General features: G+C 58.2%; 18 protein-coding genes. 8 read left to right on the forward strand and 10 right to left on the reverse strand.

The window, feature by feature from the left end; all coding sequences use genetic code 11:
• From GC165_05550 to GC165_05560, 3 genes are all read right to left on the reverse strand, one after another.
• Positions 1-3,192, reverse strand: a 3,192-nt coding sequence (locus GC165_05550) for a hypothetical protein (GenBank protein ID MBI1332325.1), incomplete at its 3' end; no start/stop codon positions are given.
• Between the two features lie 151 nt (positions 3,193-3,343).
• Positions 3,344-4,057: a hypothetical protein gene (locus GC165_05555; protein ID MBI1332326.1), complete on the reverse strand. Its 714-nt coding sequence runs from the start codon at positions 4,055-4,057 to the stop codon at positions 3,344-3,346.
• A gap of 161 nt (positions 4,058-4,218) precedes the next feature.
• Positions 4,219-5,595: a DUF58 domain-containing protein gene (locus GC165_05560; GenBank protein MBI1332327.1), complete on the reverse strand. Its 1,377-nt coding sequence runs from the start codon at positions 5,593-5,595 to the stop codon at positions 4,219-4,221.
• Positions 5,596-5,636: 41 nt separating this feature from the next.
• Between GC165_05560 and GC165_05565 the strand changes: the two genes are divergently transcribed.
• From GC165_05565 to GC165_05580, 4 genes are all read left to right on the forward strand, one after another.
• A complete protein-coding gene (locus GC165_05565; GenBank protein MBI1332328.1) occupies positions 5,637-6,392 on the forward strand; it encodes a hypothetical protein in 756 nt (251 codons plus the stop codon).
• 209 nt (positions 6,393-6,601) lie between these two features.
• A complete protein-coding gene (recF, locus tag GC165_05570) occupies positions 6,602-7,696 on the forward strand; it encodes a DNA replication/repair protein RecF (GenBank protein MBI1332329.1) in 1,095 nt (364 codons plus the stop codon).
• On the forward strand, positions 7,693-8,103 hold the full coding sequence (locus tag GC165_05575) for a DUF721 domain-containing protein (protein MBI1332330.1): 411 nt from the start codon (positions 7,693-7,695) through the stop codon (positions 8,101-8,103). Before recF ends, GC165_05575 begins: the two co-directional genes overlap by 4 nt.
• Before the next feature lie 190 nt (positions 8,104-8,293).
• Complete coding sequence (locus tag GC165_05580) at positions 8,294-10,033, forward strand: hypothetical protein (GenBank protein ID MBI1332331.1); 1,740 nt, start codon at positions 8,294-8,296, stop codon at positions 10,031-10,033.
• A gap of 65 nt (positions 10,034-10,098) precedes the next feature.
• Here the strand turns inward: GC165_05580 and GC165_05585 are convergent, their stop codons facing one another.
• From GC165_05585 to GC165_05600, 4 genes are all read right to left on the reverse strand, one after another.
• Complete coding sequence (locus GC165_05585; protein ID MBI1332332.1) at positions 10,099-10,968, reverse strand: ABC transporter permease subunit; 870 nt, start codon at positions 10,966-10,968, stop codon at positions 10,099-10,101.
• A complete protein-coding gene (locus tag GC165_05590; GenBank protein ID MBI1332333.1) occupies positions 10,914-11,807 on the reverse strand; it encodes an ABC transporter permease subunit in 894 nt (297 codons plus the stop codon). Before GC165_05590 ends, GC165_05585 begins: the two co-directional genes overlap by 55 nt.
• Positions 11,804-12,787 carry a hypothetical protein gene (locus tag GC165_05595; GenBank protein MBI1332334.1) on the reverse strand — a complete coding sequence of 328 codons (984 nt, stop codon included), beginning with the start codon at positions 12,785-12,787 and terminating at the stop codon, positions 11,804-11,806. The genes GC165_05590 and GC165_05595 overlap by 4 nt, the downstream gene beginning before the upstream one ends.
• A gap of 68 nt (positions 12,788-12,855) precedes the next feature.
• Positions 12,856-13,959, reverse strand: a complete 1,104-nt coding sequence (locus GC165_05600) for a DUF4172 domain-containing protein (protein MBI1332335.1) — start codon at positions 13,957-13,959, stop codon at positions 12,856-12,858.
• A 96-nt stretch (positions 13,960-14,055) separates the two neighbouring features.
• Here GC165_05600 and GC165_05605 point away from each other — a divergent pair, with 96 nt between their 5' ends.
• The 4 genes from GC165_05605 to GC165_05620 all read left to right on the forward strand — a co-directional run bounded on the left by GC165_05605 (position 14,056) and on the right by GC165_05620 (position 18,150).
• Positions 14,056-14,508, forward strand: a complete 453-nt coding sequence (locus tag GC165_05605; GenBank protein ID MBI1332336.1) for a hypothetical protein — start codon at positions 14,056-14,058, stop codon at positions 14,506-14,508.
• Complete coding sequence (locus tag GC165_05610) at positions 14,487-15,917, forward strand: extracellular solute-binding protein (GenBank protein ID MBI1332337.1); 1,431 nt, start codon at positions 14,487-14,489, stop codon at positions 15,915-15,917. Before GC165_05605 ends, GC165_05610 begins: the two co-directional genes overlap by 22 nt.
• A 158-nt stretch (positions 15,918-16,075) precedes the next feature.
• Positions 16,076-16,474, forward strand: coding sequence for a hypothetical protein (locus tag GC165_05615; GenBank protein ID MBI1332338.1), 399 nt, complete (start codon positions 16,076-16,078; stop codon positions 16,472-16,474).
• Positions 16,459-18,150 carry a hypothetical protein gene (locus GC165_05620; GenBank protein ID MBI1332339.1) on the forward strand — a complete coding sequence of 564 codons (1,692 nt, stop codon included), beginning with the start codon at positions 16,459-16,461 and terminating at the stop codon, positions 18,148-18,150. The genes GC165_05615 and GC165_05620 overlap by 16 nt, the downstream gene beginning before the upstream one ends.
• 32 nt (positions 18,151-18,182) lie before the next feature.
• Here the strand turns inward: GC165_05620 and GC165_05625 are convergent, their stop codons facing one another.
• The 3 genes from GC165_05625 to GC165_05635 form a co-directional block, all read right to left on the reverse strand.
• On the reverse strand, positions 18,183-19,331 hold the full coding sequence (locus GC165_05625) for a heavy metal-binding domain-containing protein (GenBank protein MBI1332340.1): 1,149 nt from the start codon (positions 19,329-19,331) through the stop codon (positions 18,183-18,185).
• A 226-nt stretch (positions 19,332-19,557) separates the two neighbouring features.
• A complete protein-coding gene (locus GC165_05630) occupies positions 19,558-20,262 on the reverse strand; it encodes a copper homeostasis protein CutC (GenBank protein MBI1332341.1) in 705 nt (234 codons plus the stop codon).
• Positions 20,252-23,263 (reverse strand): hypothetical protein, encoded by a 3,012-nt coding sequence (locus tag GC165_05635; GenBank protein ID MBI1332342.1) that lies wholly within the window; start codon positions 23,261-23,263, stop codon positions 20,252-20,254. Before GC165_05635 ends, GC165_05630 begins: the two co-directional genes overlap by 11 nt.
• Between the last annotated feature and the right edge of the window lie 22 nt (positions 23,264-23,285).

A 23,285-nucleotide genomic window follows, 5' to 3' on the forward strand; every position in this document is an offset into this window, starting at 1 on the left:
GTCTCCCAAGCGCTGAATCAGCGCATCCACCACCGAAGCCGAGGCGGAGCCAAGCCGGCCAAGGCTCTGCGCCGCCACATAGCGAACGGTTGGATTCTCGTCTCCCAAGCGCTGAATCAGCGCATCCACCACCGAAGCCGAGGCGGAGCCAAGCCGGCCAAGGCTCTGCGCCGCCACATAGCGAACGGTTGGATTCTCGTCTCCCAAGCGCTGAATCAGCGCATCCACCACCGAAGTCGAGGCGGAGCCAAGCTGGCCAAGCGCCCCAATAGCTGAAGCGTTAGGTTTTTGCTTTAAGAGTTCAGTCGCAATCGCCTCTCCCGCCATCGTTGACCGTAGGAGCTGGACGAGGTTGGCCACAAAGTCATGGTCCGGGCTGGCCCCCCAGACCGAGACCGCTTGCTTGGCGATTTCATCTGCCAAGTCAGGCGCGATCGATGTGCAGTCGCTGACGCATTCGCACGCCAATTCAAAATCCCGATTCAGCTCGGCCTCCAGCCTAGATGGTACGTATCCAAACTCCTCGGCCTTCTCGGTTGGACACCAAATGGCGGAGCGGATGAGTTGGGCCGCATCGGCTTCCGACCGCGAAGCCACTGCCAACCGAATGACTTCGCGGAATCGGGGGTCCTTGCGATGCCATCGCACCAGTTCCGCCATCTTCGATGAGTCACGCACCAACTGCCTTGCCGCCCAATACTCCTCAAACGTGAGGTGAAGAAAGGCGTAATGATCGTCTCCCCGATCCACAAAAACGCTGGTGTCGTAAGTCAGCTTTCGCCAGATCGTGTCCACGTCCCGCAAAACATCGGGATCGTCCTGACTTTTCCGATGCCGGGCCGCCGAAATCTCGAAGAGAATCTCCCGAGCCTTGTCCCTGTGAATCAATCCGTTGCTAAGATGCTCGTGCATCCACTCCGCCAAGGGTGCCAAATAGATATCCGCTTCGTCGAGAGAGATGGCCGAAGCGCTATTCCCGGTTTGTGCTACCCGCCAGAAGGTCAAGAGGATTTCTGATGCAACCTTGTAGAGTTCGACCCGCCGCTGTGGAAGCGCTTTGTTATTGCGGTGGATCAGGCAGAGAATCGTGAGGAGCAACGGATTGACGGACAACCGTCGCACTCCCTCATTGGTCTCGATGGCTTCGAGAATCTTGTCGATTTCGTCCTTTGCGGCCCCGTAAAGGCGACCAGGATCGTAAATTCCCGACTGGCTCTTCTCGAAGACCATGATTCGGCGCGTGATGAACTGCCGGATCTGCTCCGAGTCCATGTCTAGAATCTTGCAAACCTCGAATGAGGTGGTCGGGCGTGCTTTCTCGAAACCGGCCTCTCGGCTCGTAACCAAAATCGGACACAGCTTTCCGCCACCTGAGACAAATTCATCGATGCGTGTTGAAACGGTCGAACGAATTCCGTCATCGGTCACTTCATCGAGACCATCGAGAATGACGAACGCACCGCCTTTGCCAATGGCATCCTCGAAGAGAGATCGGAGTTCGGCTTCCGACGCCTGACAGTCGCCCACGCCGACCGTCAGGAAGCTGGATAAAGACTGAGTACTATCCTTCTTCAGGGCCTCGGAAAATTCGCTAACTCGCACGAGAATCGGGAGGCGAGTCTTGCCGTAGTCGTAAGAAACAGATTCTTGGACAAAGCCATCCTTTTCGTCGCACCGAAAAGCTTCTTCGACGATGACCCGCTCTGCGCCTGCCGACAGTGATTGCGCATAATGACGCGTCACAAATCTCGCCAGAGTCGTTTTTCCCGCGCCCGGATCACCCAAAATCACGGTTCTGTGGCCATCGCGGATCAGCTCGGCCAAGTTGATCGATTTATTCGGCGACTCCTTTCCCACAAGACCAGAGAGCTTTCCAAGCTCCTCGTCGACTTCGGCAGCCCCTTCGATGGGAACCGCATCGTACTTCCCAACCTCCATGAGATATTGCGACCGGTCGAGCAACGCCTTATAGCGTTCCTGGACATCGGTGTTCCGGTTCTGATTGGCGCTCAGCGAAATGTACACCGCATCCAGCTCAATCGACTTCTTCTGGTCTCCCTGCAAGATTCCCCGTTGATCCAAGTTGCGGTAGCGACCAACGATCGACTCCAAGTACGTTTTTCGCACTGCATCCAGGTCGACCACACCGCTCTTCGACATCGGTTTCCCAACCGGCTTTAGCGCTTTGTAGAGGTCCTGGCATTTCGACTTAAGCGTGAAAGTCCGCGTGCCACCATCCTCGGGTTTCGTGAACTTATCACCCCCATAGTTAAGGCGGCGAACAAAGATCCGGCACTTGCCCTTCGCCAGTTCATAGGAGCCGAAGGTGTACGTGTTCGCATTGATCGGGTGGCTGGCTATGCGGCGATCGTAGGTCGCCCCTCCGTTGATCAGAAGGTGATTGACACGTTCGCCATCGCTTGCACTGACGACCTGCTCGTGCTCGTGACCCATCAGAACAACCGTCGAATTGTCCCGAAAGAGTTTCTGGATCGGTCCCTTTTCAAATTCGGTGAGCCAACTAAACGGGTGATGCACTAGCCCAAACACAAAGTGACAGTCATCAAGCGGCCGAAGCAAGGGCCTCAGTTGCTCCTCGCTCACCGTTAAGTTGCCAAGGTCATCGACATCCACGGCACCATCGGGCCACGTTTTCTTCTCGCGCCCGCACATCAGCGCGCTATTGCACCCGAAAACTCCGATCAGCGCTTTATCGATGGAGTAGGTTTGATACCCGCCAAACGCCCCAAACCCAACGTGCCCAAACGCCTCAGCAAATTCCTCGTAGGCATCGAAAGGAAGCGGGAGTTGCTTCAAGAGCACTTTATTGCCGAGAACCTTCGATTGCTCCGAGAGGTCTTTAAATCGATGCTGGAGCACGTCTGCCAAAAACGGTATCTGACTCCGATCAATGTCGTGATTGCCTGGTATCGTCACGACCCGGCTCTTGTCGATCCCCAGGGCTTCTGTAACCGGATTGAGAAACTCCTCAACCGCCGCTACATACTCGTCCTTCGCCCCCTTGAACGCCAAGTCGCCGGTGAAGAACAGAAAGTCGATCTTCGCCAGATCGGGGTGGATCTCTTGCCGCTTGCGAATATCATCCATCAGGGCATCGCGCACCACCGAGCGATTGAAGTCGGTCCGGCCCTGGTGCCAGTCGGTTAAGTGAAGCCAGTTGAGATGCGGCATCGGTCCCCACAAAAAGATAGGGCCCAACTGAATGCTGTTAGCCCAATTCGCCCGGAATTATATCATTGCCGATGTGATATTTTGAAGTCTAGAAGGTTTATCGTGTGGATCACTCAAGCAAGCATCAGTCACTCAGACTAAGCAAAAACTTCTAATCCACCGACGCACGCAGCCGGGTCAGCTCCGACGCCACTTCGCCAACCGGCGCGATCCACAACTGGCCCCGCTTCCGATTCACGTTCTCCAAAATCAGCCGATGAAGCAGGATCGACGAATTCGACTCTGTAAACAACCGGCGGAAGGGAATGATCACCCACGTCAGCCGATCCGACGCACCCAGCCCCGAAAGCCAGTTCGACGAGTAGCTCACCACCGGCGTCACCGCCAGACTCTTCACGTTCGCGTCAAATCCGTTCATCCCCTCGTTGCCGGTCACAATGTGCCGGAAAAGGTTGTGCGAGATCAAGCTTGCGTTGATTCCATCGATCGCCAGCGCCGGACTGCGGTGCGCCAGCCCCCGGGGCTCCACATCGAAGAAGTCCCGCACGAAGTCCTTCGCCAGGTTCAGCTCGTCGATCAGCGCCGGGCCGGTCCACCCGTATAGGTTCCCGTCAAACATCTGCGACTCGAACGGCGAGCACCCAAACTCGTGCTTCGAGCCCACCATCGTCTTCCACAAAGCCGCCTCTTCCAATACGCTGTCGGGATCGACATAGAACGAGGCGCGGAAGCCCATTTGGTTCAAAATTGTCGGGGCCAGGTCCACATGTTCGGCCAGGCCGCCGATGTAGGCGAAGCTCACGGCGCACTTTGATTTATTCGGCCAAGCGATGGCGGCGTGCTTCCGATTTGCTTCTTGCTCCAATAGCGGAAAGATAGTGTCAAAGGTAGTCGTAGAAGGGGCTCCTACTCTCTGATTTCCATCGTTTCCTTTGTTCCACATGACAAAGACACTTGGATTGCAAACGTCATGCCGAATGACGATAAGTCCTATCGACAAAAACAAAACGTGACTGAAATACTGGCTTACAGCTTCCCGCGCGCCTTGATATCCAGATAGAAGTTGACCAAATCACCGGCCAGATCCTGCGGCTCCGAGTCCAAAACGTTGATGTTCGCCGTCCTCAGCATCGTCGCCGCCTGCCGCCGCTCGTCGGTCAGGTAGTGCGCACTGGCAAACCGGAAAAGCTCCTCCGCGTTCTCCGGCTGTTGCCGCAGAATCTCGCGAAACTTCGGATCGCTGATGTTCGCCAGCAGGGCGATGTGGTTGCGCGTGAAGTTGCCAAACGACTGAATCACGTCCTTCGCCTGGTCGCGGTCTTCCACCGCCGTAAAATTGATCACCAGCGACCGTCGCTTGTGCCGCCCTGTCAGGTACCCGAACGCGCGCACTGGGTCGGATTCCACCGGCTCCGCCACCAGGTTGTACGTTGCGTTCAGCAGCACGCCCAGTTGCCGGTGCCCCTTCTTGGGCGAGATGTACCGGATGATGTCGCCGCCGTACGCCAGCAGGCCTACGTTGTCGCCCGCCGCCAGCGCCGATTGAATCAGCATCAGCACCGAGTCCAGCACGAGGTCCAGCTTGCGCACCCCGTCGATCTCCGCCATCATGTGCCGCCCGCAGTCCACGCACAGAATCACGGCCTGGTTGCGCTCCACTTCGTACTCGCGCACGATCACTTTGCCGCGGCGCGCCGTCGCCTTCCAGTCGATCTTGCGGAAGTCGTCGCCCTCCGAGTACTCGCGCAGGGACTCGAACTCCGTGCCCATGCCCTTCATGCGCGACTTGCGCACCCCCGCCTCGCGCAGGCGTCCGCGCTGGTTCAACAGCTCAAACTCGCGCAGAGCCAGGATGTTGGGATACACCTTCACGTCCTGCTCGGTATTCAGCCGAATCTGCTTCTGCACCAGCCCAAACGGGCAGTTGAGCCGTAGAAACGTGGCCCGAAAGAACTCTTCGCCCCGCTCCGGCGGGACCAGAAAATAGTCGTAGATGAACTTCTGTCCGGGCCGAATCGAGAGCTTGGTGCTCGGCTGATCGGCCGTAAACGTCGCCGGAAACTCGTCGCGAATCTCGCCGGAAAGAGGGAAGTCGCCGTCGTGCTCCAGCTCGATGCGGATTCGGTTGCGCGCCCGCACCGACAGCACGGCGTCCATGCGCCGTCGGAACCGCAGGTCCCGGCTGTTCGGCCCGTAGTAAAACGTGATCAGCGCCGCCGCCAACAGCATCAGGTTGTAGAAGTACGCAAACCAGAAGAACCCGACGAACCCCGCCAGCCAGATGAGCGGAATACCCAGCGCCACCAGCGCCCACAGCCGTTTGGTCGGCACAAACTGGCTTCGAACCACCTGCGGCTCAAAGAACTTGTCCGATTTCCCAAACTCGCTGAGATTTTCCTGCATTTCGCGCGGCTCTTTCGTTCGTCTAGTACACTTCTCTCGACGTGCCTCTGGATATCGCCATCCTGAGTCCTGAAAAGACTGTTTTAACTTACCGCCTCGCCGGGTTGGGAAGTCGTGCTTTGGCGCATTTTATAGACGGCATCATCATCGTTGGGTTCATCTTCATCATGTCGATGTTCCTCGGCCTGCTCGGCTTCACGTTCGGCCAAGAAGGGTTAGAACTCGTCAACGGCCTCATGATGGTCGTCTTTGCCCTGCTACCGTTCGCGTACTTCATCTTCTTCGAAGGGCTCTGGAACGGCCAAACGCTGGGCAAAAAGATGGCGGGCATCCGGGTCCGCATGGCCGACGGCACCCCCATCACCTTCGCCGCCGCCACCGGCCGAAACCTCCTGCGCGTGGCCGATTTCCTCCCCGTCATGTACTTCATCGGCATCATCTCGATGTTCGTGAATCCCAAGCTCCAGCGGGTCGGCGACCTGGTGGCTGGCACCATCGTCACCCACGAAGTCCGCGTGGTCGATCGCTTCAGCGTCGCTCCTCACCGTGTCGGTATCCACCCGCTCGAACATCTCGTGGGCGAACTGCGGAACATGACCGACGACCAGTACGGCGTCCTTCGTCGCTACTGCGACCGCTTTCCCGAGCTCCCGGCCAAGGTGCAAGACCACCTCACCCAAAGCGTGTGGCTTCCCATGGCCGACACCCTGGGCGTGAAGATGCACCACGACATCCACCCGCTCTACCTAGCCGAGGCGACGGTCATGAAGTACGGACGTGTGCGAGGGCTGTTGTAAGGTTTGGGGATGCAATGGGGAAAAGTGCGAACAACTTGGGAGAATCGCAAAACCTCACAAATGACTCGATGTTTTCCCGATGTTTTCCGCACGAAAGGGTTGAGTCTGGCTCAGGTTCAAAGCGGGGTGGTTATTCCCCATATCCCCACCCCTAATAAGAACAATAACCTCTTCTTTCAAGAAAAGGTTTTGAAAGAGAGGAGTGTGGAATGAGCTTCGCCGTGCGCCGTCTCAAGCTTGCCAACTTTCGGAATTTCGAAAGCCTTGAGTTGGAGATTCCTCCCGGATTCACGATCTTGGCGGGCCAGAACGCCCAAGGCAAGACATCGATCCTCGAAGCGCTTTACTGGCTATCCACCACGCGAATGCTCCGCGGAGTGCGCGATGCCGAGGCCATTCGGCAGGGAGCCGCCGGTTGCATGGCCGAGACCGAGCTCGAAACCGGCACGACCGTGTCTGCCACCCTCGAGGCAGGAGCCCGCAAGAAGTTCTTTCTGAACGGAGCGTCGTTGCCCAGAGCCGCCGACGTGATCGGCCGATTGCCGTCTGTCGTTATCTCGATCTTCGACCTGGAGATCGTGCGCGGAGACCCGTCTGATCGGCGACTCTTTCTCGACATCGAACTCTCCTCGCTCTCGCCCGCCTATCTGCGCCACCTCACCGTGTATAAGCGCGCTCTGGAACAGCGAAACGCCTTACTGAAGATGGCCCAAGAACGGTCGGTTGACGCCTTCTCCTTCGACACCTGGGAAGAGCCGTTGGCCAAAGAGGGAGCCGAGCTTCGTCGTCTGCGAAACGAGTACATCGCCGGTCTTGCGCCCAGGGTCGCGTCGCTTCATTCTCAACTCAGCAGTCGCCCCGAACAACTCGGACTTCGATACGTGCAAAAGGATGAGGCAATCGATGCCGAAAGCCTACTTCGTGGCTATCAGCAGGGCCGCGGCGCCGATATCCATCGAGGAGCCACGCAGACCGGTCCGCACCGCGACGACGTGGAAATCCTTGTCGATGGCCAAGAAGCCCGTCTGTACGGCTCTCAGGGCCAACAACGCACCGCTGTCATCGCCCTCAAGCTCGGCACATTGGAATCGGCCAAGGACGTGTTGGGTGAGGCTCCGCTTCTGCTCCTGGATGACATGCTCAGCGACCTCGACGCCGAACGGCGCGCTCGGCTGTGCCATGTGGTCGCCACCGAGGCCGGACAAGCCATTCTCACGTGTACCGAAGCCCGCGCCGCCGGAGACGAAATCCTCGACCGCTCACGCGTATACTCAGTACAGCAGGGAACGGTGAGCCAGGCATGAATCCGATCCATAACTTTGTGAACTCTGGCATTGTGCCGCCCGAGGTCCTGCGTGCCGCCCGCGCGATCTCCGTGATGAAGAAGTGGGAGCAGGTCGTCGGAAAAGAGATGGCCGCCCGAAGCTGGCCCGAACGCTACGACCATGGCACCGTGTGGGTGGCCGTCGTCGGCTCGGCCTGGGCCCAAGAACTTCGGATGCAGAAGGACGAGATCCTCGCGCGGCTAAACACCATCGCCAACGAACCGACGCTGTTCGTCAACGCTCGCTTCGGCGTCCGGCCCTTGAAAAAAGCCGTGATCAACACTGAACCGGAAAGGGAAGAGGACGAATTCAAAACCCTCACGATCCGTGAAATCGCCGAACGCCGCATGCGCGAATGGCACAAGGACGACGAGTTGAAAGAGTAGCAGAACTGGGCACATAGGCATCATGCATATGTAAAGAGCTCAGGCGAGATCTTCCTCGCTAGTACGGACGAGGGATCAACGTACTCCTAAACCACTAGCTATTTAAGTCACAAATGAACGTGACTATTGAGCGTTGATAAAATCAATTAAAAACTCCCCTTTTTAAGGTCAATTTCTGTATGATAAGAAAATGCTTTGCAAGACTTCGCTCTCTATCGCATCGGTCCTGCTTTCTTCGTGCATGTGGGCCCAACCAGCATCGAATGGGTCAGATTCGAAAGCAACGACCATTTATTATCGCGTAACTAACCTCAAAATGCGCGAGTTGGCCGCCCTGAAGGAAATTCCAAACGTAAGTGCCGGCAGTGGGAACAATGGACAGCCGCCACCTCCCCAACTGCCCGCCGGTAATGCCGCCTCATCGGCCTTGGACGAGCTTGCAACCAAGATACAAGAGTCAATCGGCAAGGGCCTTGAAGTAAAAGCCGATGAAAACGGATTTTGGCTCTCTGGTTCTCAAGCGTTAACGCTTCGGGCTCGCGAACTGCTGGCCTGCCACATAGATATCCCCCAGCCACAAGTCAAGATGACCATCTATGCTTACCGGCTGAATCAATCTCTTAACGCCGAAGAAAATCCACAGGTCGAGCTATTTCGCAGGATCCTCGAAAGGATTCGAGTGTACGAAGCAATGGCAATTGCCGAACTGGCTCAAAGAACTTGCGAGCGCGCGAAGATCACCGCTTTACTGGCCAAGGATGACCCTTGGCTCAAACGATTCCGTGCAGCTCTTGCTGGCGTCCATATCCTGAACGACAATCGCGAAAATACGCTTATTGAAGCGCTTGACATGCCTAAGTCACGAATGGAAGCGGTCTTGTATTCCAATCTAATGAAGATTGATCCTAGCTCGCCAGTTACCCTGCCCGGCGTCGCCGCCCTTATCGACCAGGAATCCAAAACCCTGGCCAATGGAGATCCGAAAGCGAAAGCAATGCTGAAGGACATTGCATCGAAACTGCACCGCGGCACGCCATTCCCACTGTCCTCCAGTTACTATATTCCTAGCTCGGAAGGTGCGAATCAGGTTCCTCAAAGCGTGAGGACAGTCACGTTATTTTTAGAGGCGTGGCTAAACAAGAATAAGGAGCCAGAAATCGCTAAAGCTGCCAGTTACAAGGTCGATTTGATTCTCGACCAAGTCATGAATGCCTTGAATGAGGACTTGCGAACGATCTTTCAACGCCCGTTCATCCAGTGGGCTAATTCGACGCTTGGTCGAAAGCCGGGAAGCCAAACGGGTGCCGACTATCTAGGCGAACTCACGGTCGGGACCAGCAGTCGTTATCCCGTTTCCCTCATGGGAATGGCCACCAATTCCTTCAAGCGATCGGTTCCAAAGACCTCACTAGACGAAACCGCCGACAGCGATCTGGGCAAGACGCTCACCGACAAATTCAAGCTCCAAGGCCTCTCGCCGCAGCTCAACTTCCTAATGGGTGCGATGGAAAATCGGAAGGATGTCTACTTCACCCTCGCGCCAGGAATTAGTTTTTCGGCCAATCCAGTAGTGACGCCAGACGGATCTGCGGCCCTTTTGGAGTTGGAAGTCATGGATGCGATCAGCGCTCACGACCTCGACGCAGATCACGCATTTACCGACAAAATGGACAATGTTCAGATGTCGCCGGTCCGATCTCAGGTGGTCGTGAACGCCCACGACCTGTTCGAACTCTCCACCTTCAATACCCAGATCACTGCCAAAGGTGATCCTCGCTGGCAGATTCCGGGCCTGAGCGACATTCCATTCTTCGGCAACTGGTTCCGGGGGCGAAGCACGTCACAGCGCCGAAATTCTAGCGCAACGCTCATCGTCGGTGTGACGATCGTGCCCCGAGTGATCGACCTCATGAACGGCTACAACCCGTAGCCCAAACGCCTCTCCCTGAATGTAGCCATTGGCGAGGCGTTCAGGGAGATTTCGCCGCTCGAAGTCTAACCCTTCAAGGCACCAGCGAGCATGGTTTTTTGAATCTGCTCTCGGAAGATCAGGTACACGATCATGACGGGGAGCATGACGATCACGATTCCGGCGAACAGCGCCCCCCAGTCGCCCGCATACTGCTGATTATTGGTCAGCGTGGCGATGCCGATCGGTAGGGTGCGGACGTTGTCGCTTTGCGCGAGCACAAGGGCCAGCGGGTACTCGTTCCAGAGTCCGATGGCGTTGAAGATCGCCACGACCAAGATGCCCGGCTTAGCGAGCGGGAGCATCACCTTCCAAAACGCCTCGGCGTGGGTGCACCCATCGAGGAACGACGCCTCGATCAGCTCGTTCGGCAACTGCTCGAAAAAGCCGCTGAGGACGAAGACGGTGAATGCCAGCGAGTAAGCGATGTAAACCAGGATCAGGCCGAGTTTGGTGTTGAGCAGGCCAAGGTCCTTCAGCAACACGTAGAGCGGGATGATGACGAGGAAGTTGGGGAACATCAGCCCGCCCATAAATGAATTCAGGATGAGCTTGGAGCCTTTGAACGGGTATTTGGCCAGCACGTAGGCAGCCATCGACCCGATGGGCAAGAGGAACGCCAACGTGCCGACGGTGGCGACGATGGAGTTGAAGAACGTCGCGCCGATGTTGCCTTGCGACCAGGCGCGGGCGAAGTTGCCGAACTGCGGGCTCTTGGGCGGCGTCCAGGGCGAAGCGAAGATTTCGTTGCCGGTCTTGAGCGACGACATCAGCACCCAAAGGAACGGAACCAGGATCGAGATTCCGAACGCGATGAGCAGGACTTTGCCAAGGAAGCGGTTCAAATCGCCGCCGACCTCCGCGGGTTCTCGGGGTTGCGGCCGATGACACGCCATACGAGCGCGCCCAGCACCATCGCGATGAGGAAACTATAGACCGCGATCGCCGACGCTTGGCCCATCTTGTTCTGCTCCCACCCTTTCTTGAACATGTAGGTGAGCAGGACCTGGGTGGCGTTGTCGGGACCGGCGTTGGTCAGAAGTTGGACCAGCGCGAAGGTTCCCATGACGTTCGAGACGACGTAGATGACGGCCACGCGCTTGACCGACCACAGGAGTGGCCAGGTGATGCGTCGGAAGCGGGTCCAACCCGCGGCGCCGTCGAGCTCGGCGGCTTCGATGACTTCGCCATCGATGTTGCGAAGTCCCGCGCCGAAGAGCATCACATAGAAGCCGATGGCCTGCCAAACGAAGGCGAGCAGCACAGCAAGACCGGCCCATCCTTCAACGCCGAGTACGCCGTCCTTGGGGATCGGGATGTGGGCATATCGGCACGCGGAAATGAGCAGGCCGTAGCGCGGGTGGAGCATGAACTGCCAGATGACGCCGACTACGACCATCGAGACGACCTGCGGGAACAGCATGATGGCCTGGATGCCCTTGGAGAGTTTGGACGGCACCAGCAGGGCGTGGGCGATGGAGACGGCGAACATCATGATCATGAGGCCGCCGCACACCAGCAGCAGGGCCTGATTTTTGCCCGCCGTGATCATGATTGGGTCGCTGGCGTACTGCACCAGGTTCTTGGCTCCGACGAACGTCTTGTGGTTGGAGGTCGCCCGCCAGTTGAAGAGCGACAAGTAGAACGACTGCACCAGCGGCAGACCGACGAGACCGACGTAAAGGAGAAGCGCCGGGCTCAGAAACCCGATGATGAATCGGGTTCGCGCCTTCATGCTCCCGCTCGTTTCTTGACCTGGGCGATCTCGTCGAGGGTGAGGCGGAGCGACTGGATCGACGTGTCCGGCGTGGTCACATCGAACGGCTGACCCGAGGTCACCCGATCGACGAAATGGGCGATTTCGTGATAGTAGCCGCCGAGGTCGCTAATGTTGCCGCCGCCCTTGGCTTCCATCTTGGGAAACTCAGGGACGACCGGGTCCTTGCCGACTTCGTAGATGGTCATCGGGCCGCCATCCATGATGATCGCGCCTTTTTCGAACACGGCTCGGAACGCCATCTTGAACGGGGTTCCGGGAGGCATATTCCAGCCGCCTTCGAGGTGGCACACAGCGCCGTCGTAGACGAAGGTCGAGAAGATGTGGCTGACGCCCTTTTCATCAACGCTCCCTGAGCTGAACATCTCTTTGGGCTTGCCCAGAATGTACAAGGCGTAGTCGGTGTCGTGGATGTGCATGTCCAGCGCGCCGCCGCCGGCCTTGGATTCATCGGCCAACCAGTTGTTGCTCCCCCAATGCGGGAACTCGCCGTAGCGGGTGAGGTTGATGGAGAGGAGCTTGCCCAGGCGGCCGTCGTCGACGATCTGCTTGAGCAGGGCGTACTCCGGCCAGAACCGGATGCAATGGGCGATCATCAGTCGCACACCGGCCTCTTCGCATGCCGCCTTCATCTTTTCGGCGTCCTCGATGTTCAGGGCCATCGGTTTTTCGCACAGAACGTGTTTCTTTTGGGCCGCAGCGCGGAGGGTGAACTCGGCGTGGCGGTAAGTGGGGAGGCAGATGTCGATGACATCGACCTCGGCGGCTAGCGCGTCGAAATCGGAAAAGTAGCGCGTGCCGTGCTTCTCGGCAAAGGGCTGGCCGCGTTCAGGCGAGGCGTCGAAAACGCCGACCAGTTCGGCGTTCGCAAGCTGTCCGTAAACGGTGGCGTGCATCTGCCCCATGAAGCCACAACCAACAAGTCCAACGCGTAACATGTGGGCTAAAGATAGCAGGAAAAGGAGGGCGAATGAAACCCCCAAACGTTTGCCAAATGAGGGTGTCGTTAGTCTAATCGCGTGAGTTCGTAGGCGGTGCTGCGCCCGCCTGCGCCGTCGAGTTGGAGGACTTTCTTGGCGACTAGGTCGCCAAGGTCGCGGGTAGCCGTCGCATCCGAGCAATCGGTTAGTCGCGCATACTTTCGATTAGTCATGCGACCTTCCCAGCCCATCAGCATGCGGGACACGGCCTTTCTTTGACGTTCGTTTAACTCGACATCTTTGATTCGTTGCCAGAATCGGGTCCTCCTGATCGCCTCACCAACTTCCGTTGATGCCGCTTCGATTGCCGCCGAGAGAGTTTCAAGGAACCACACGAGCCACTCCGTGTAGTCCAGAGTCCCTTTCTGTTGTCGCTCCAGTTGATTGTAGTACGACTCCCGATTTCGGTGGATTTGGGCCGCAAGACTGTACGGTCGATGCGGCTTTTGGTCGGCCCTTGCTAACAAAAGGTCCATGATGTTTCGGCCGATGCGCCCGTTTCCGTCGTCCAGCGGGTGGAGTGTTTCGAACCAAATGTGAGCAATCCCGGCCTTCAGGACCAGGCTGGTTTCGTTGTTTGCCTCGAACCAATCCAGGAATTCGACCATTTCGAATTCAAGCCGGTCCGCCGTTGGTGCCTCGAAGTGAATCATTTCGCGCTTGCCGCGTTGAGATGCAACCACCATAGGTCCTTTTTCGTCATCTCGCCAACCGCCCACTTTGACACGACCTTGGGCATTGCGCCCGGTCGGAAACAGAGCGGCGTGCCAGTTGAAGATGCGGTCTGCTGTCAAAGGCTGGTCGTGTCGTTGAGCGGCATCCATCGCCATCTCGACAAGACCATCGACATAGTGATCCGTACCAGCGATGCCCCCTTGATCGACTCCCAAACGGCGCGCGACCGAGTTGCGAACCGTCTCTAGATCGAGCCGTTCGCCTTCGATCGCGCTCGACTGCACCAGTTCCTGCGTAATCGCCTCGATGTCCTGCTCTTGGATGCCTTCAAAGCCGATTGCTTCAAGCATTCCGAAGAGTCGTCCACGCTTGGTCGTTGCGTCCTCAAGGCGAGGAAGGAGGGCGTCGGCATCGTACCTGTAATGGGGCCAATCGGGGCGTTGGTGGATGTACATGCGCAGAGATGAGGCGATTATATCACTTATTCGCCTCAGGTTTTGAGGCGAATAAGGTGGTTAATCGCCTCACATGCCTTGTCATACTCAGAACAAATGGAACCGCTCCTCGAAACGTGGGACATCAACGCTCGGCTGAACTTGTATCTTTTGGAAGCCATTGCCGACGATCAGCTTAAAATCAAGCTCGAAAAGGGAAAGACGGTGCTGGGAAACTTCACGCACGTCCACAACGTGCGGCTGATGTGGCTGAAGTCAGCGGCCCCGGACCTCCTAGAGGGCATGGAAAAGCTGGACGACACCGCCGATCGGGCCAGTGTCGTGGTGGCCCTGACCGCTTCGGCGGCCGCGATTCGAACCCTCATCGAGCGGGCGGGAACACCGGACGGCAAGGTGAAAGGCTTCAAGCCCCACGCCACTGGGTTTGTCGGCTACATGGTGGCTCATGAGGCATTCCACCGTACCTGCGCCGAGGTGGCGCTGCGCCAGGCCGGGCAAGCGTTGAGCGATAAGGTGGCCTATGGTCTATGGGAATGGGGTGTTCGATGACGATTCCGGCTAGAATAACGGTTATGCGGTGGAGCATTCTCGGACTCGCGCTTTTTTCGATCGGATTAGTAGGCTGCGGCAACAACGGCGGCAGTGGCGGAACGGCGACCTCGTCGGCGACTTCGGCCGCTCAGGAGGATGACGGCTCGGTCACCATTCCTCAGGCCCCCGCCGATGCTCCCAAGGTCGGTCCGCTGGAGGTCCAGGCGTTCAAGGGCGGTTACGACATCGACTTCTACCAAAAGATGGCGGATGCCTACAACAAGGCGCATTCCGGCGCGGCGGTGAAGGTGAGCGGCGACCCCAAGGTTTGGGACCAGATCAAGCCGCGAATGGTGGCCGGCAACCCGCCCGACTTCATGTTCCCGGGTTGGGGATTCGACCATTGGGCGGCGGCCGAGGACGGCCAAATCTTCCGTCTGGAAGACGCCCTGAACTCGCCTTCCGCGGACGGCAAAACCCCATGGAAAGACACTTTTGAGCCGGGCATGTTGGAGCTCGGTCAGTTGGACGGCAAGCAGGTTTGTCTGCCGTACTACCTGATGATGTACGGCTGGTGGTACGATCCCGACGTCTTCGCCAAGAACGGCTGGACGCCGCCCAAAACGTACCAAGAACTGCTCGACCTCAGCGCCAAGATCAAGGCAAAAGGCATGGCCCCGATCACGTTCCAGGGCAAGTACCCGTACTACCTCCTGTACGGCATGCTCATGCCGTGGACGATTTCGTCGGGCGGCATGGGGGCGTTCAACGCCTGCCAGAACATGGAACCGGGCGCGTGGAAGTCGCCCGCCGTGCTGAAGGCCGCGCAGATGATCCAGGAGCTTCGCGACAAGGGCTTCTTCGAGGACGGATGCGTCTCGATGACGCACACCGAAGCCGAGCAGGATTTCTTGAACGGCAAGGCCGCGATGGTCCCCTGCGGCACGTGGCTGAAGGCGGAAATGAAGGATTCGATGAAGCCGGGCCAGAAGGTGGCATTCTTCCTACCGCCCGTATTGGCCGACGGCAAGGGCGATCCCACCGCGATCCAGGTCGACATCGAGCCGTGGATGATCCCGGTCAAGTCGAAGAATCCGCAGTTGGCGATCGACTTCTTCAAATTCATGACCTCTTCGGACAACGCGAAGGCGTTTGTGAAGGAGAAGGGCACGCTGATGACGATCAAGGGCGCGAACGACATCGATCTGCCGGACGAACTGAAGGCTCCCGCCGCTGCGCTGAAGAACAGCAAGGCGGTGTACTCGATCCGCTTCCGCAAGTGGTACGAGACGTTTGAGCAGGAAGTCGAGGACAGCATCACCGCGCTGGTGACGAAAAAGCTCGACGCACAGGCGTTCGTAGATCGTCTTGAGAAGGCGGCGACAACCGTCCGCGAAGACGACGCGATCAAGAAGTATCGCAGCTAGCCGCCCGAACCCAAGCGCCTCCGTTCTTGTCTGGAACGGGGGCGCTTCTCTGTGTCGACTGATAGAGTCTGCTCCAAATTGTTATCAACACCTCATTGACTTTGGACTAGTTCGTTTGTAACATTCAGTGTCCTGTATTTAGGTGAGGTTATTTGGAAATGTCAGACGAAGACAACACAGCAGATGAAACCCCAACGAGCATCGTGCTCGACGACGACGTAGACAAGGCCAAAAAGGAATTTGATGGTCTTTTGGCTCAGAATCCCCTTGGGATCGTGACGGTTCTCGGCAACGACGGCCAGGATTCCTTCGATATCGCTTCGGGAATGACCGACGGTTTGGACGCCGATATCGTGGCCGTATGGGCCAAGAATCGTGCCGCCGTCCAAGACTCGATCAAGAAGCTCAAAGGTGGAAGCGATGTCGATTTCGACGAGCAGAACGGGCATCGACTGGTGAGCATCGACATCCACCGAGCCGTCTGCCGCAAACTGAACAAGGCGGACTCGGTTTCGCCGATCAAAGTCATGGGGGCTGTACTATGCGCGGCCGGTTAGCTCTGATCTTGTGCTGTTTGGTCGCCGTCGCCTCGGCTGACGACACTGCGATCAAGTCGGTGGTGGAAACACCGAGCAAAGACGTCCTCCAAAACGGCAACCTACTGCATCTGGGATCGGGCTTTAAGGTCACCATCGATAAAGCCTATCTGGCCCAGCATGTCGATCCGCAAAAGACGCAAAAGCTTCTCAATCAGCTTGCCGTCGCCGATAAGCTGACCGACTATTCCAAAGATGGTCTGTCGGCTATCAAGGAACTCAAGGATTCTTTTTCGGAGGCTCCATCGGTTGGGCGGCTCCATCGACTCACGGTTCTGCAGAAGGTCGCTCCGATGTATGAATATGTACTTGGAAAGCTGGAGCAGTATCCGGCCGATGCGCAGGCCATCGACCAGCAGTTTCGGGCCAACCTGCGCGACCCCGTCAAGCAGTTGACGATCTTCTTTGAAGCCGCCGATACGCTGGCGACCAAGGTTCGAACCGAGGTCGATCAGTCCCTTCCCCAGGCCCAAGTGCGTCTCGTGCAATACCGGACCAAGGACACCAGTCGGATCCCAGACCAGCCGTTCGGCTATATTCCCGCCGACGCAGAGCAGCGGGTCAAGGACTTGGTGGCCAAACTGGCCCCGAACGCCACTGACCCTCAGCCGGCCGATCTCTTGAACGGACTTCTATCCGATCTCAAGACCAAGGCAAAAGAGGGCTTCGACAAACTGAAAGGCGACTTGGACAAGATCGCGCAAGACTTCCAGACCAAACTCCAGGCCGTGATCGATCTGCCACAGTCGAATGACACTAAATGGAAGGACCTAACGGTCAACTACCAGGAGATTGTCGCCTTGTCGGGAACGATCAAGGACGAAGTGACGGCGCTTTCCGGCGCATCCGGGGCGAATGATGCGACCACGAAGGCAAGGTCTCTGCTCAGCGATCTGACCAGCTTGGTCGCCAAGATCAATGCTCTCGCCTTGACGGCCAAAGACCTGGCCACCGCGGATGCGATTACCGAGACCGCCCAGTATAAGGCTCTGGTCGCGCTGACGAAGGACATCCCGAAGGAGGTTTCCGACGATCTGCAAGGCGTGGTCACCGATATCACAAACAGCGTTCAATCGGTGCTCAATCTGCTCAACCTGACCCAGGATTTGGCAGCGATCGGCCAGGTTCTCTCGAATGCTGACAAGGACGGGGTGGTGACCTACCTGTGCAAGAAGGGCAATGTTCTGATTGGACCGGACGGGAGCGTCGGCGACTCTAGCCTGACGCTTCAATCGTACGATAAGTTGAACCTTTCGGTGGTTGTTCCCAATCCAGCCGATGCCACCAAGCCGACGGAGATTGGCCAAGACTTCGACCTAACGGTCTGGGATACCGACCGATGGGATACCGTTGTGGCGGTGGGCTACTACCACCAAACCAGTAATCATTGGACGAACGTCCCCATCGTGGGGCAACTGCACAAGACCTATGCGGGTCGAAGCCTTCGCGCGGCGGCTTCCACGCCTACCTTCGGCTACTCCCTGCTCACCGTCGACTCGGACAGCAACGGCCAAACCGAGTTTGCCGTTGGCGGCTTGATCGGGCTATTCGACGATCACATCGTTGGCGGATATGCCTACAACACGGGCGGCAAGGGCGCATTCTGGTACGTCGGCTACCGCTTCGCCATTAAGTAGCTGTGATGAGCCGGGGCTGCGGTCCCGGCTCTTTACCGCCTTCCGATCTTGTTTCCTTCGTTGAGGTTGGTGCCCACCACCGTGTCGGCGACGTTGAGGAACGTGTCCTTGTCCTGCATCACGGCCTGGGGCGGTAGCTGCTCGCTGTGCGTCTTCAGACCTTCGACCTTCTTAACCGCCGTGCCGATGGCGAGGAACTCGATGATGCCCGAGCCGAGCGAGTAGACGTAGGTTTTGATGCCGACCACGTCGTCTGCGCCGCAGTGCACGGCGTTCTCCATCAGGCGGGATAGGGCGCGTTCGCGGGCGTGGTACACCAACTCGGTCAGCTCGCTAATCTCGCCTCGGGCGAACGACTTGACGAACGCCGAGAGTCCGCCGGCGAAGCCGATGGAGTACACGCTGACGCCGATAACGAGTTCCAGCGGAACGTAGCCGACGTGGATCATATTCCACATCTCCTCGCACGTCATGTCGCTCGTGGCGGGCTTCATGTCGTACTCTGGCCCATAGGCGGGGTGTCGGCTGGCGGTGCCAAGCATGACCATTTCCTGCATGCCGCCGAACTTGAGAATGCTGGTTTTGATTCCCACCACACAGTTTGCGCCCTTCTGGACGGCTTCTCTTTGAATTCGCTCGAGAGCCAGGTGGCGGGTGTGGTAGAAGACGTTGCTGAACTCTTTGATCTCGCCCCGCGCCAAGCTGCGCAGGCTGCCCATGATGCCGCCGCCGAGGCCGACCGAGTAGGCGACGTTGCCGAACGCGAAGCTCATCGGCGTGAATCCGGCGTCGAGTTGGCAGAAAAGCTCTTGCCCGTCGGCGCTGCTGGTGAACTCGAGCGCGGTGGCGTCGTAGCCGTCGCGGTGCACGGCCGAGCCGACGCTGAGGAATTCGATGTTGCCGCTATGGATGACAAGCTCGTTGGTGACGCCAGTGATGCCGACGGCTCCGTGCAGGCCCGTCCAGGCTTCCATACGGTCGAGCGCCGACTTGCGGCCCTGGTGGATGATATCGGTGATCTGCGTCACCTCGCCGCCGGCGATGGTCTTGAGCGCGCTTCCAATGCCGCCAAGGAACCCGACGGACCAGACCGAGTTGCCAATGACAAGCTCGCCGGGGGAATAGCCCTTTTTGTGGAGGCAGTAAATCTCGTTTCCGTTGAAGCCCGTGTTGATCGGCATTGTATTGGGTTAGTACGGACGAGCGGTGGTTTAGGGTGCGGTGCGGCAATTGCGGGCTTTTGGTTCTCGGTTTCCTATCCTTCTTATGCCCCTTTTAGGAGGAAGCGTGGCTAAGTAGGCTTGAGCATTCCCAATGAGGCTGACATTTCGCGATGTTTCGTGAAATTCTAGAGGGCGTTTCTTATCATCGACAAGATGCTGACCCTTCCAGGGGGCTAACCTCCTTTTAGGCGCTGCGCGCCGCACTGACGAAGGCGCGGACTTTGTCGGCGCTAACCCGCAGGGTGGGGCCGAAGTCGACCTTTCCCGGCACAGGGGGAGGGTTGTCGCCGAAGCACGACGCGTGGACCTGTTTCACACCCGTCGCCTTGATGATCTCGGCCACGTTATACGGTCGGATGCCGACGGCGGGCATGATCTCGATTCGGCCATCGGCCTGGTCGACGAGGTTGGCGATGACATCGAGACCCAACTGGGCGGTGGGAGCTTGGCCGGAGGTGAGCACGCGGTCGAAGCCGAGGTCGATCAGTTGCTCTAGCGCAACCATTGGGTACGGCGTAAGGTCGAAGCACCGGTGGCACGTCAGAGGCACGCCTTTGGTCGCGCGGCGGATGGCGCGCATGCCGGCCAAATCAAACTCATTTTGGTTATTCAGCACGCCGCTAACGATCTGCAGATTGGGGAAACGCAGATCGAGAATCTGCTCGATCTGGCTGAGGACGGTGTCGGTGCCATAGTTGAACCCGCCCGGTTGCGGGCGCACCATTACCGAGACGGGAAAAGGGGCGAGCGCCCCCATCTGCTCGGTGGTGACGAGGTAGGGCGTGATCCCGCCGACCTCCATCGCCAGGCAAAGCTCCACCCGATCAGCGCCTGCCTCCCGCGCGACAACAGCGTCGGCGAGAGAGCAGGCGATGACCTCAACGAGCATTGGCCGTCAGTTTAATCGATCGGAGGTTCATGACCGCACCCTTCGGCATCATGCGAGCCTTGACGGTGAGTTTCGCCGCGCCGGACTTGGATATGGTTAGCGTCCCTACGTCGACGGTTTTGAAGTTGGACCATCCACCGGTGCTCTTGACAACGAACTGCTGTTCCTGGTTTTCGAAGTAGACCGAGACGAGTGAGTCTTCGGAGGCAGGGTCGCAGGCGTACTCGACGGAGACTTTGTAGGTTCCGGGCTTGGTGGCCTTGAACTCCCAGTCGACGGAGTCGCTGGTGTCGGTCCAGTAGCCGATAGCCTTGTTGGCGTCTTCGAAGCGGGCATGGCCGCCGTGGAGATTAGCGTCCACCGCCATGAGGGTCAGGGAGCCATCCTTACCTTGAGTCGGCAGGGTGATATCGACGTCCGGCTCACCTGCCAGCGTGACCTGAACAACGATGGGTTCGGTACGCTTCTCTTGAGGCAAAACGAGAGCAGGACCTTCCGGAGTTTGCTCTACACCGATTCGCTCCCGAACTCCGAGAATCGATGCCGAGATGATCCTCGTTTTGAGCCCAGAAAGGACAGGCATGAACTCGTCCTTGTCGAAGACGATGCAGTAGAGCGTTTTGCCTTTGCGGGTGACGCGCCCCCACGGCATAGGTCGCGGGAAGGGGCTGGCTTCGGTTCCGTAGAGCGCTTCGGAGTTGGCGTGAACCCATTTGCCGACGCCTTCGAGCCGGTCTACCGACGCTTCGGGAATGACGCCCAGTGAGGTCGGCCCGACGTTCAGGAGGTAGTTGCCGCCCTTGGACGCGCAGTCGATGACGTTGTAGATGAGGGTGTCGATGGACTTCCAGTTGGTGTCGTGGGCGTGGTAGCCCCACGAGCCGTTCATGGTCATGCACGACTCCCAGTCGTCCTTGATGCCGTTGGCGGGTATTTCCTGTTCAGGGGTGCCGAAGTCTCCGACGGCTCCGGCGGCGGTGGACATGCCGTTCATGCCGGCCCGACTGTTATCCACGCGGTTGTTGATGATGATGCTCGGCTTCAGCGACCGGCAGTAATTGTAGAGATCGACGCCGCGGTCGTGGTTCCAGGTGTTCTGCCATTCGCCATCGAACCAGATCACCGCCGGATCGTAGTTGGTGATGATCTCCTTGAGTTGCGCCTTCATGAACGCCACGTAGCGATCGAAGTTCGCGTGTTTGGTGTCGCGCGTATCGTACTTCTCGTGCGGGTAGAAGTCGGGGTGGTGCCAGTCCATGATGGAGTAGTAGGTGCAGAACTTGAGGCCCTGCCGCTTGCACTCCTCGCTCAGTTCCTTCAGCGGGTCGCGTTTGAACTGCGTATGGCCAATGTTCCAGGTGCCCTGCTTGCTGGGGTACATCGCAAAACCCTCGTGGTGCTTGCTGGTGATGACGATGTACTTCATGCCCGCGTCTTTGGCGGTTTGGACGATCTTCTTGGCGTCGAAATCGACGGGGTTGAACTGCTTTTGGAGCGGCTCCCAATCCTTGGCTTGAATCTGGGCGGAGTAGATCAGCCATTCGGACGCGCCGGGGTAGATCTTGCCGTTCCAGGTTCCGGCGGGGATGGAGTAGAGACCCCAGTGGATGAACATACCGAAGCGCGCGTCGCGCCACCAGGCCATACGCGCGTCCTTCTGTTCCTTGGTTTCGTGAGTGAAATCCTTGCCGAGATGGGGCGAGGCGTAGACCCCGAATTTGCTGATGTGGACGTCGCCGGGCTGAGCGCCATGGGCGAGGCGGAGAATCTTGATTTGGATGTTGGTGGCGGTGACGGGGGCGCACCGGATGAGGCGCTTTGCGCCGATGGTGGTTCCGCTAGCGATGGGGGTCCACTTACCGTTGATCTCGGCTTCGACCGAGAACGCGGCGACGTTTTGACCCTTCGAGATGTCCTCGCCGAGTTCGATCACGTCGAAGGTCGCGGACTTATAGATATGGTACGAGTTGGGACCCTCCCCTTTGATGATCAGGTTGTTGGCGAAGGTCTTTTTGATGCGGTCGTGGAAGTCGTTGAGGGCCTTGATGTCGGCGTCGGAGATGAGGCCGCGGGTGTCGGCGGGGACGTTGAGCAGGAGCGAGCCGTTGCGGCCGACCGAGTTGTAGTAGAGGTCTTCGAGCTGTTCGCCGGTTTTGACCTTGCTGTTCTCGGACTTCTTCCAGAACCAGCCCGGGCGGATGCTGACGTCGCATTCGGCGGGTACCCAGTCCTTGCCGTCTTCAGAACCCTCGCCGAGTTCGGCGTAGAGCGGGGTTCCGGGCTTGTAGCGGTCGCGGTTGATGGTGGACCAGTTGGTCTCGGAGGCGATACCGGCCTCGTTGCCGACCCAGCGGCATCCGGGGCCATTGTCGCTGAAGACGACGGCGTTGGGCTGGAGTTTGTGAACCGTGTCCAGGTAGCGCTTCCAGTCGTAAACCTGCTTTTTGCCGTTGGGGCCTTCGCCGTTAGCGCCATCGAACCAGACTTCGAAGATCGGTCCGTAGTTCGAAAGCACTTCGTGGAGCATGCCGTCGAAGGTGTCGTTGTACTGATCGGTGCCGTAGGTGGGGTGGTTGCGGTCCCACGGCGAGAGGTACACGCCCATCTTCATGCCTTCCTTCTTGCACGCCTCGGAGAGTTCCTTGAGGACGTCGCGCTTGAACGGCGACTGGGCCACGGTGTGGGTGGAGTACTTCGAGGGCCAGAGGCAGAAGCCGTCGTGGTGTTTGGCGGTGATAATGACACCCTTCATGCCCGCCTTTTTGAACGCTTTGACCCACTGGTCGCAGTTCAATTGGGTGGGGTTGAAGGTGTCGGGATTTTCTTTTCCATTGCCCCACTCGTTGCCAGAGAACGTGTTCGGCCCGAAATGGACAAACGCGTAGGTCTCCATCTTTTGCCATTCGAGTTGGGGACCGGATGGGACGGGCCTCGACGGCGAGGTTTGCGCAATACACATGGCAGAAAGCAATGCAAAAGCTACGGCGGACACGCAGTGCATGGGCTGATTATATTTGATTCGG

Source organism: Armatimonadota bacterium (genome assembly GCA_016125185.1).
Lineage (GTDB): Bacteria > Armatimonadota > Fimbriimonadia > Fimbriimonadales > Fimbriimonadaceae > Fimbriimonas.

What these genes read in the sequence shown, in the direction of transcription:
- GC165_05580 (MBI1332331.1), top strand. Translation starts at nt 8,294, where the DNA reads ATGCTTTGCAAGACTTCGCTCTCTATCGCATCGGTCCTGCTTTCTTCG.
- GC165_05575 (MBI1332330.1), top strand. Translation starts at nt 7,693, where the DNA reads ATGAATCCGATCCATAACTTTGTGAACTCTGGCATTGTGCCGCCCGAG.
- GC165_05600 (MBI1332335.1), bottom strand. Translation starts at nt 13,959, where the DNA reads ATGTACATCCACCAACGCCCCGATTGGCCCCATTACAGGTACGATGCC.
- GC165_05585 (MBI1332332.1), bottom strand. Translation starts at nt 10,968, where the DNA reads ATGGCGTGTCATCGGCCGCAACCCCGAGAACCCGCGGAGGTCGGCGGC.
- GC165_05590 (MBI1332333.1), bottom strand. Translation starts at nt 11,807, where the DNA reads ATGAAGGCGCGAACCCGATTCATCATCGGGTTTCTGAGCCCGGCGCTT.
- GC165_05605 (MBI1332336.1), top strand. Translation starts at nt 14,056, where the DNA reads ATGGAACCGCTCCTCGAAACGTGGGACATCAACGCTCGGCTGAACTTG.
- GC165_05615 (MBI1332338.1), top strand. Translation starts at nt 16,076, where the DNA reads ATGTCAGACGAAGACAACACAGCAGATGAAACCCCAACGAGCATCGTG.
- GC165_05610 (MBI1332337.1), top strand. Translation starts at nt 14,487, where the DNA reads ATGGGAATGGGGTGTTCGATGACGATTCCGGCTAGAATAACGGTTATG.
- GC165_05635 (MBI1332342.1), bottom strand. Translation starts at nt 23,263, where the DNA reads ATGCACTGCGTGTCCGCCGTAGCTTTTGCATTGCTTTCTGCCATGTGT.
- GC165_05560 (MBI1332327.1), bottom strand. Translation starts at nt 5,595, where the DNA reads ATGCAGGAAAATCTCAGCGAGTTTGGGAAATCGGACAAGTTCTTTGAG.
- recF (MBI1332329.1), top strand. Translation starts at nt 6,602, where the DNA reads ATGAGCTTCGCCGTGCGCCGTCTCAAGCTTGCCAACTTTCGGAATTTC.
- GC165_05625 (MBI1332340.1), bottom strand. Translation starts at nt 19,331, where the DNA reads ATGCCGATCAACACGGGCTTCAACGGAAACGAGATTTACTGCCTCCAC.
- GC165_05595 (MBI1332334.1), bottom strand. Translation starts at nt 12,787, where the DNA reads ATGTTACGCGTTGGACTTGTTGGTTGTGGCTTCATGGGGCAGATGCAC.
- GC165_05620 (MBI1332339.1), top strand. Translation starts at nt 16,459, where the DNA reads ATGCGCGGCCGGTTAGCTCTGATCTTGTGCTGTTTGGTCGCCGTCGCC.
- GC165_05630 (MBI1332341.1), bottom strand. Translation starts at nt 20,262, where the DNA reads ATGCTCGTTGAGGTCATCGCCTGCTCTCTCGCCGACGCTGTTGTCGCG.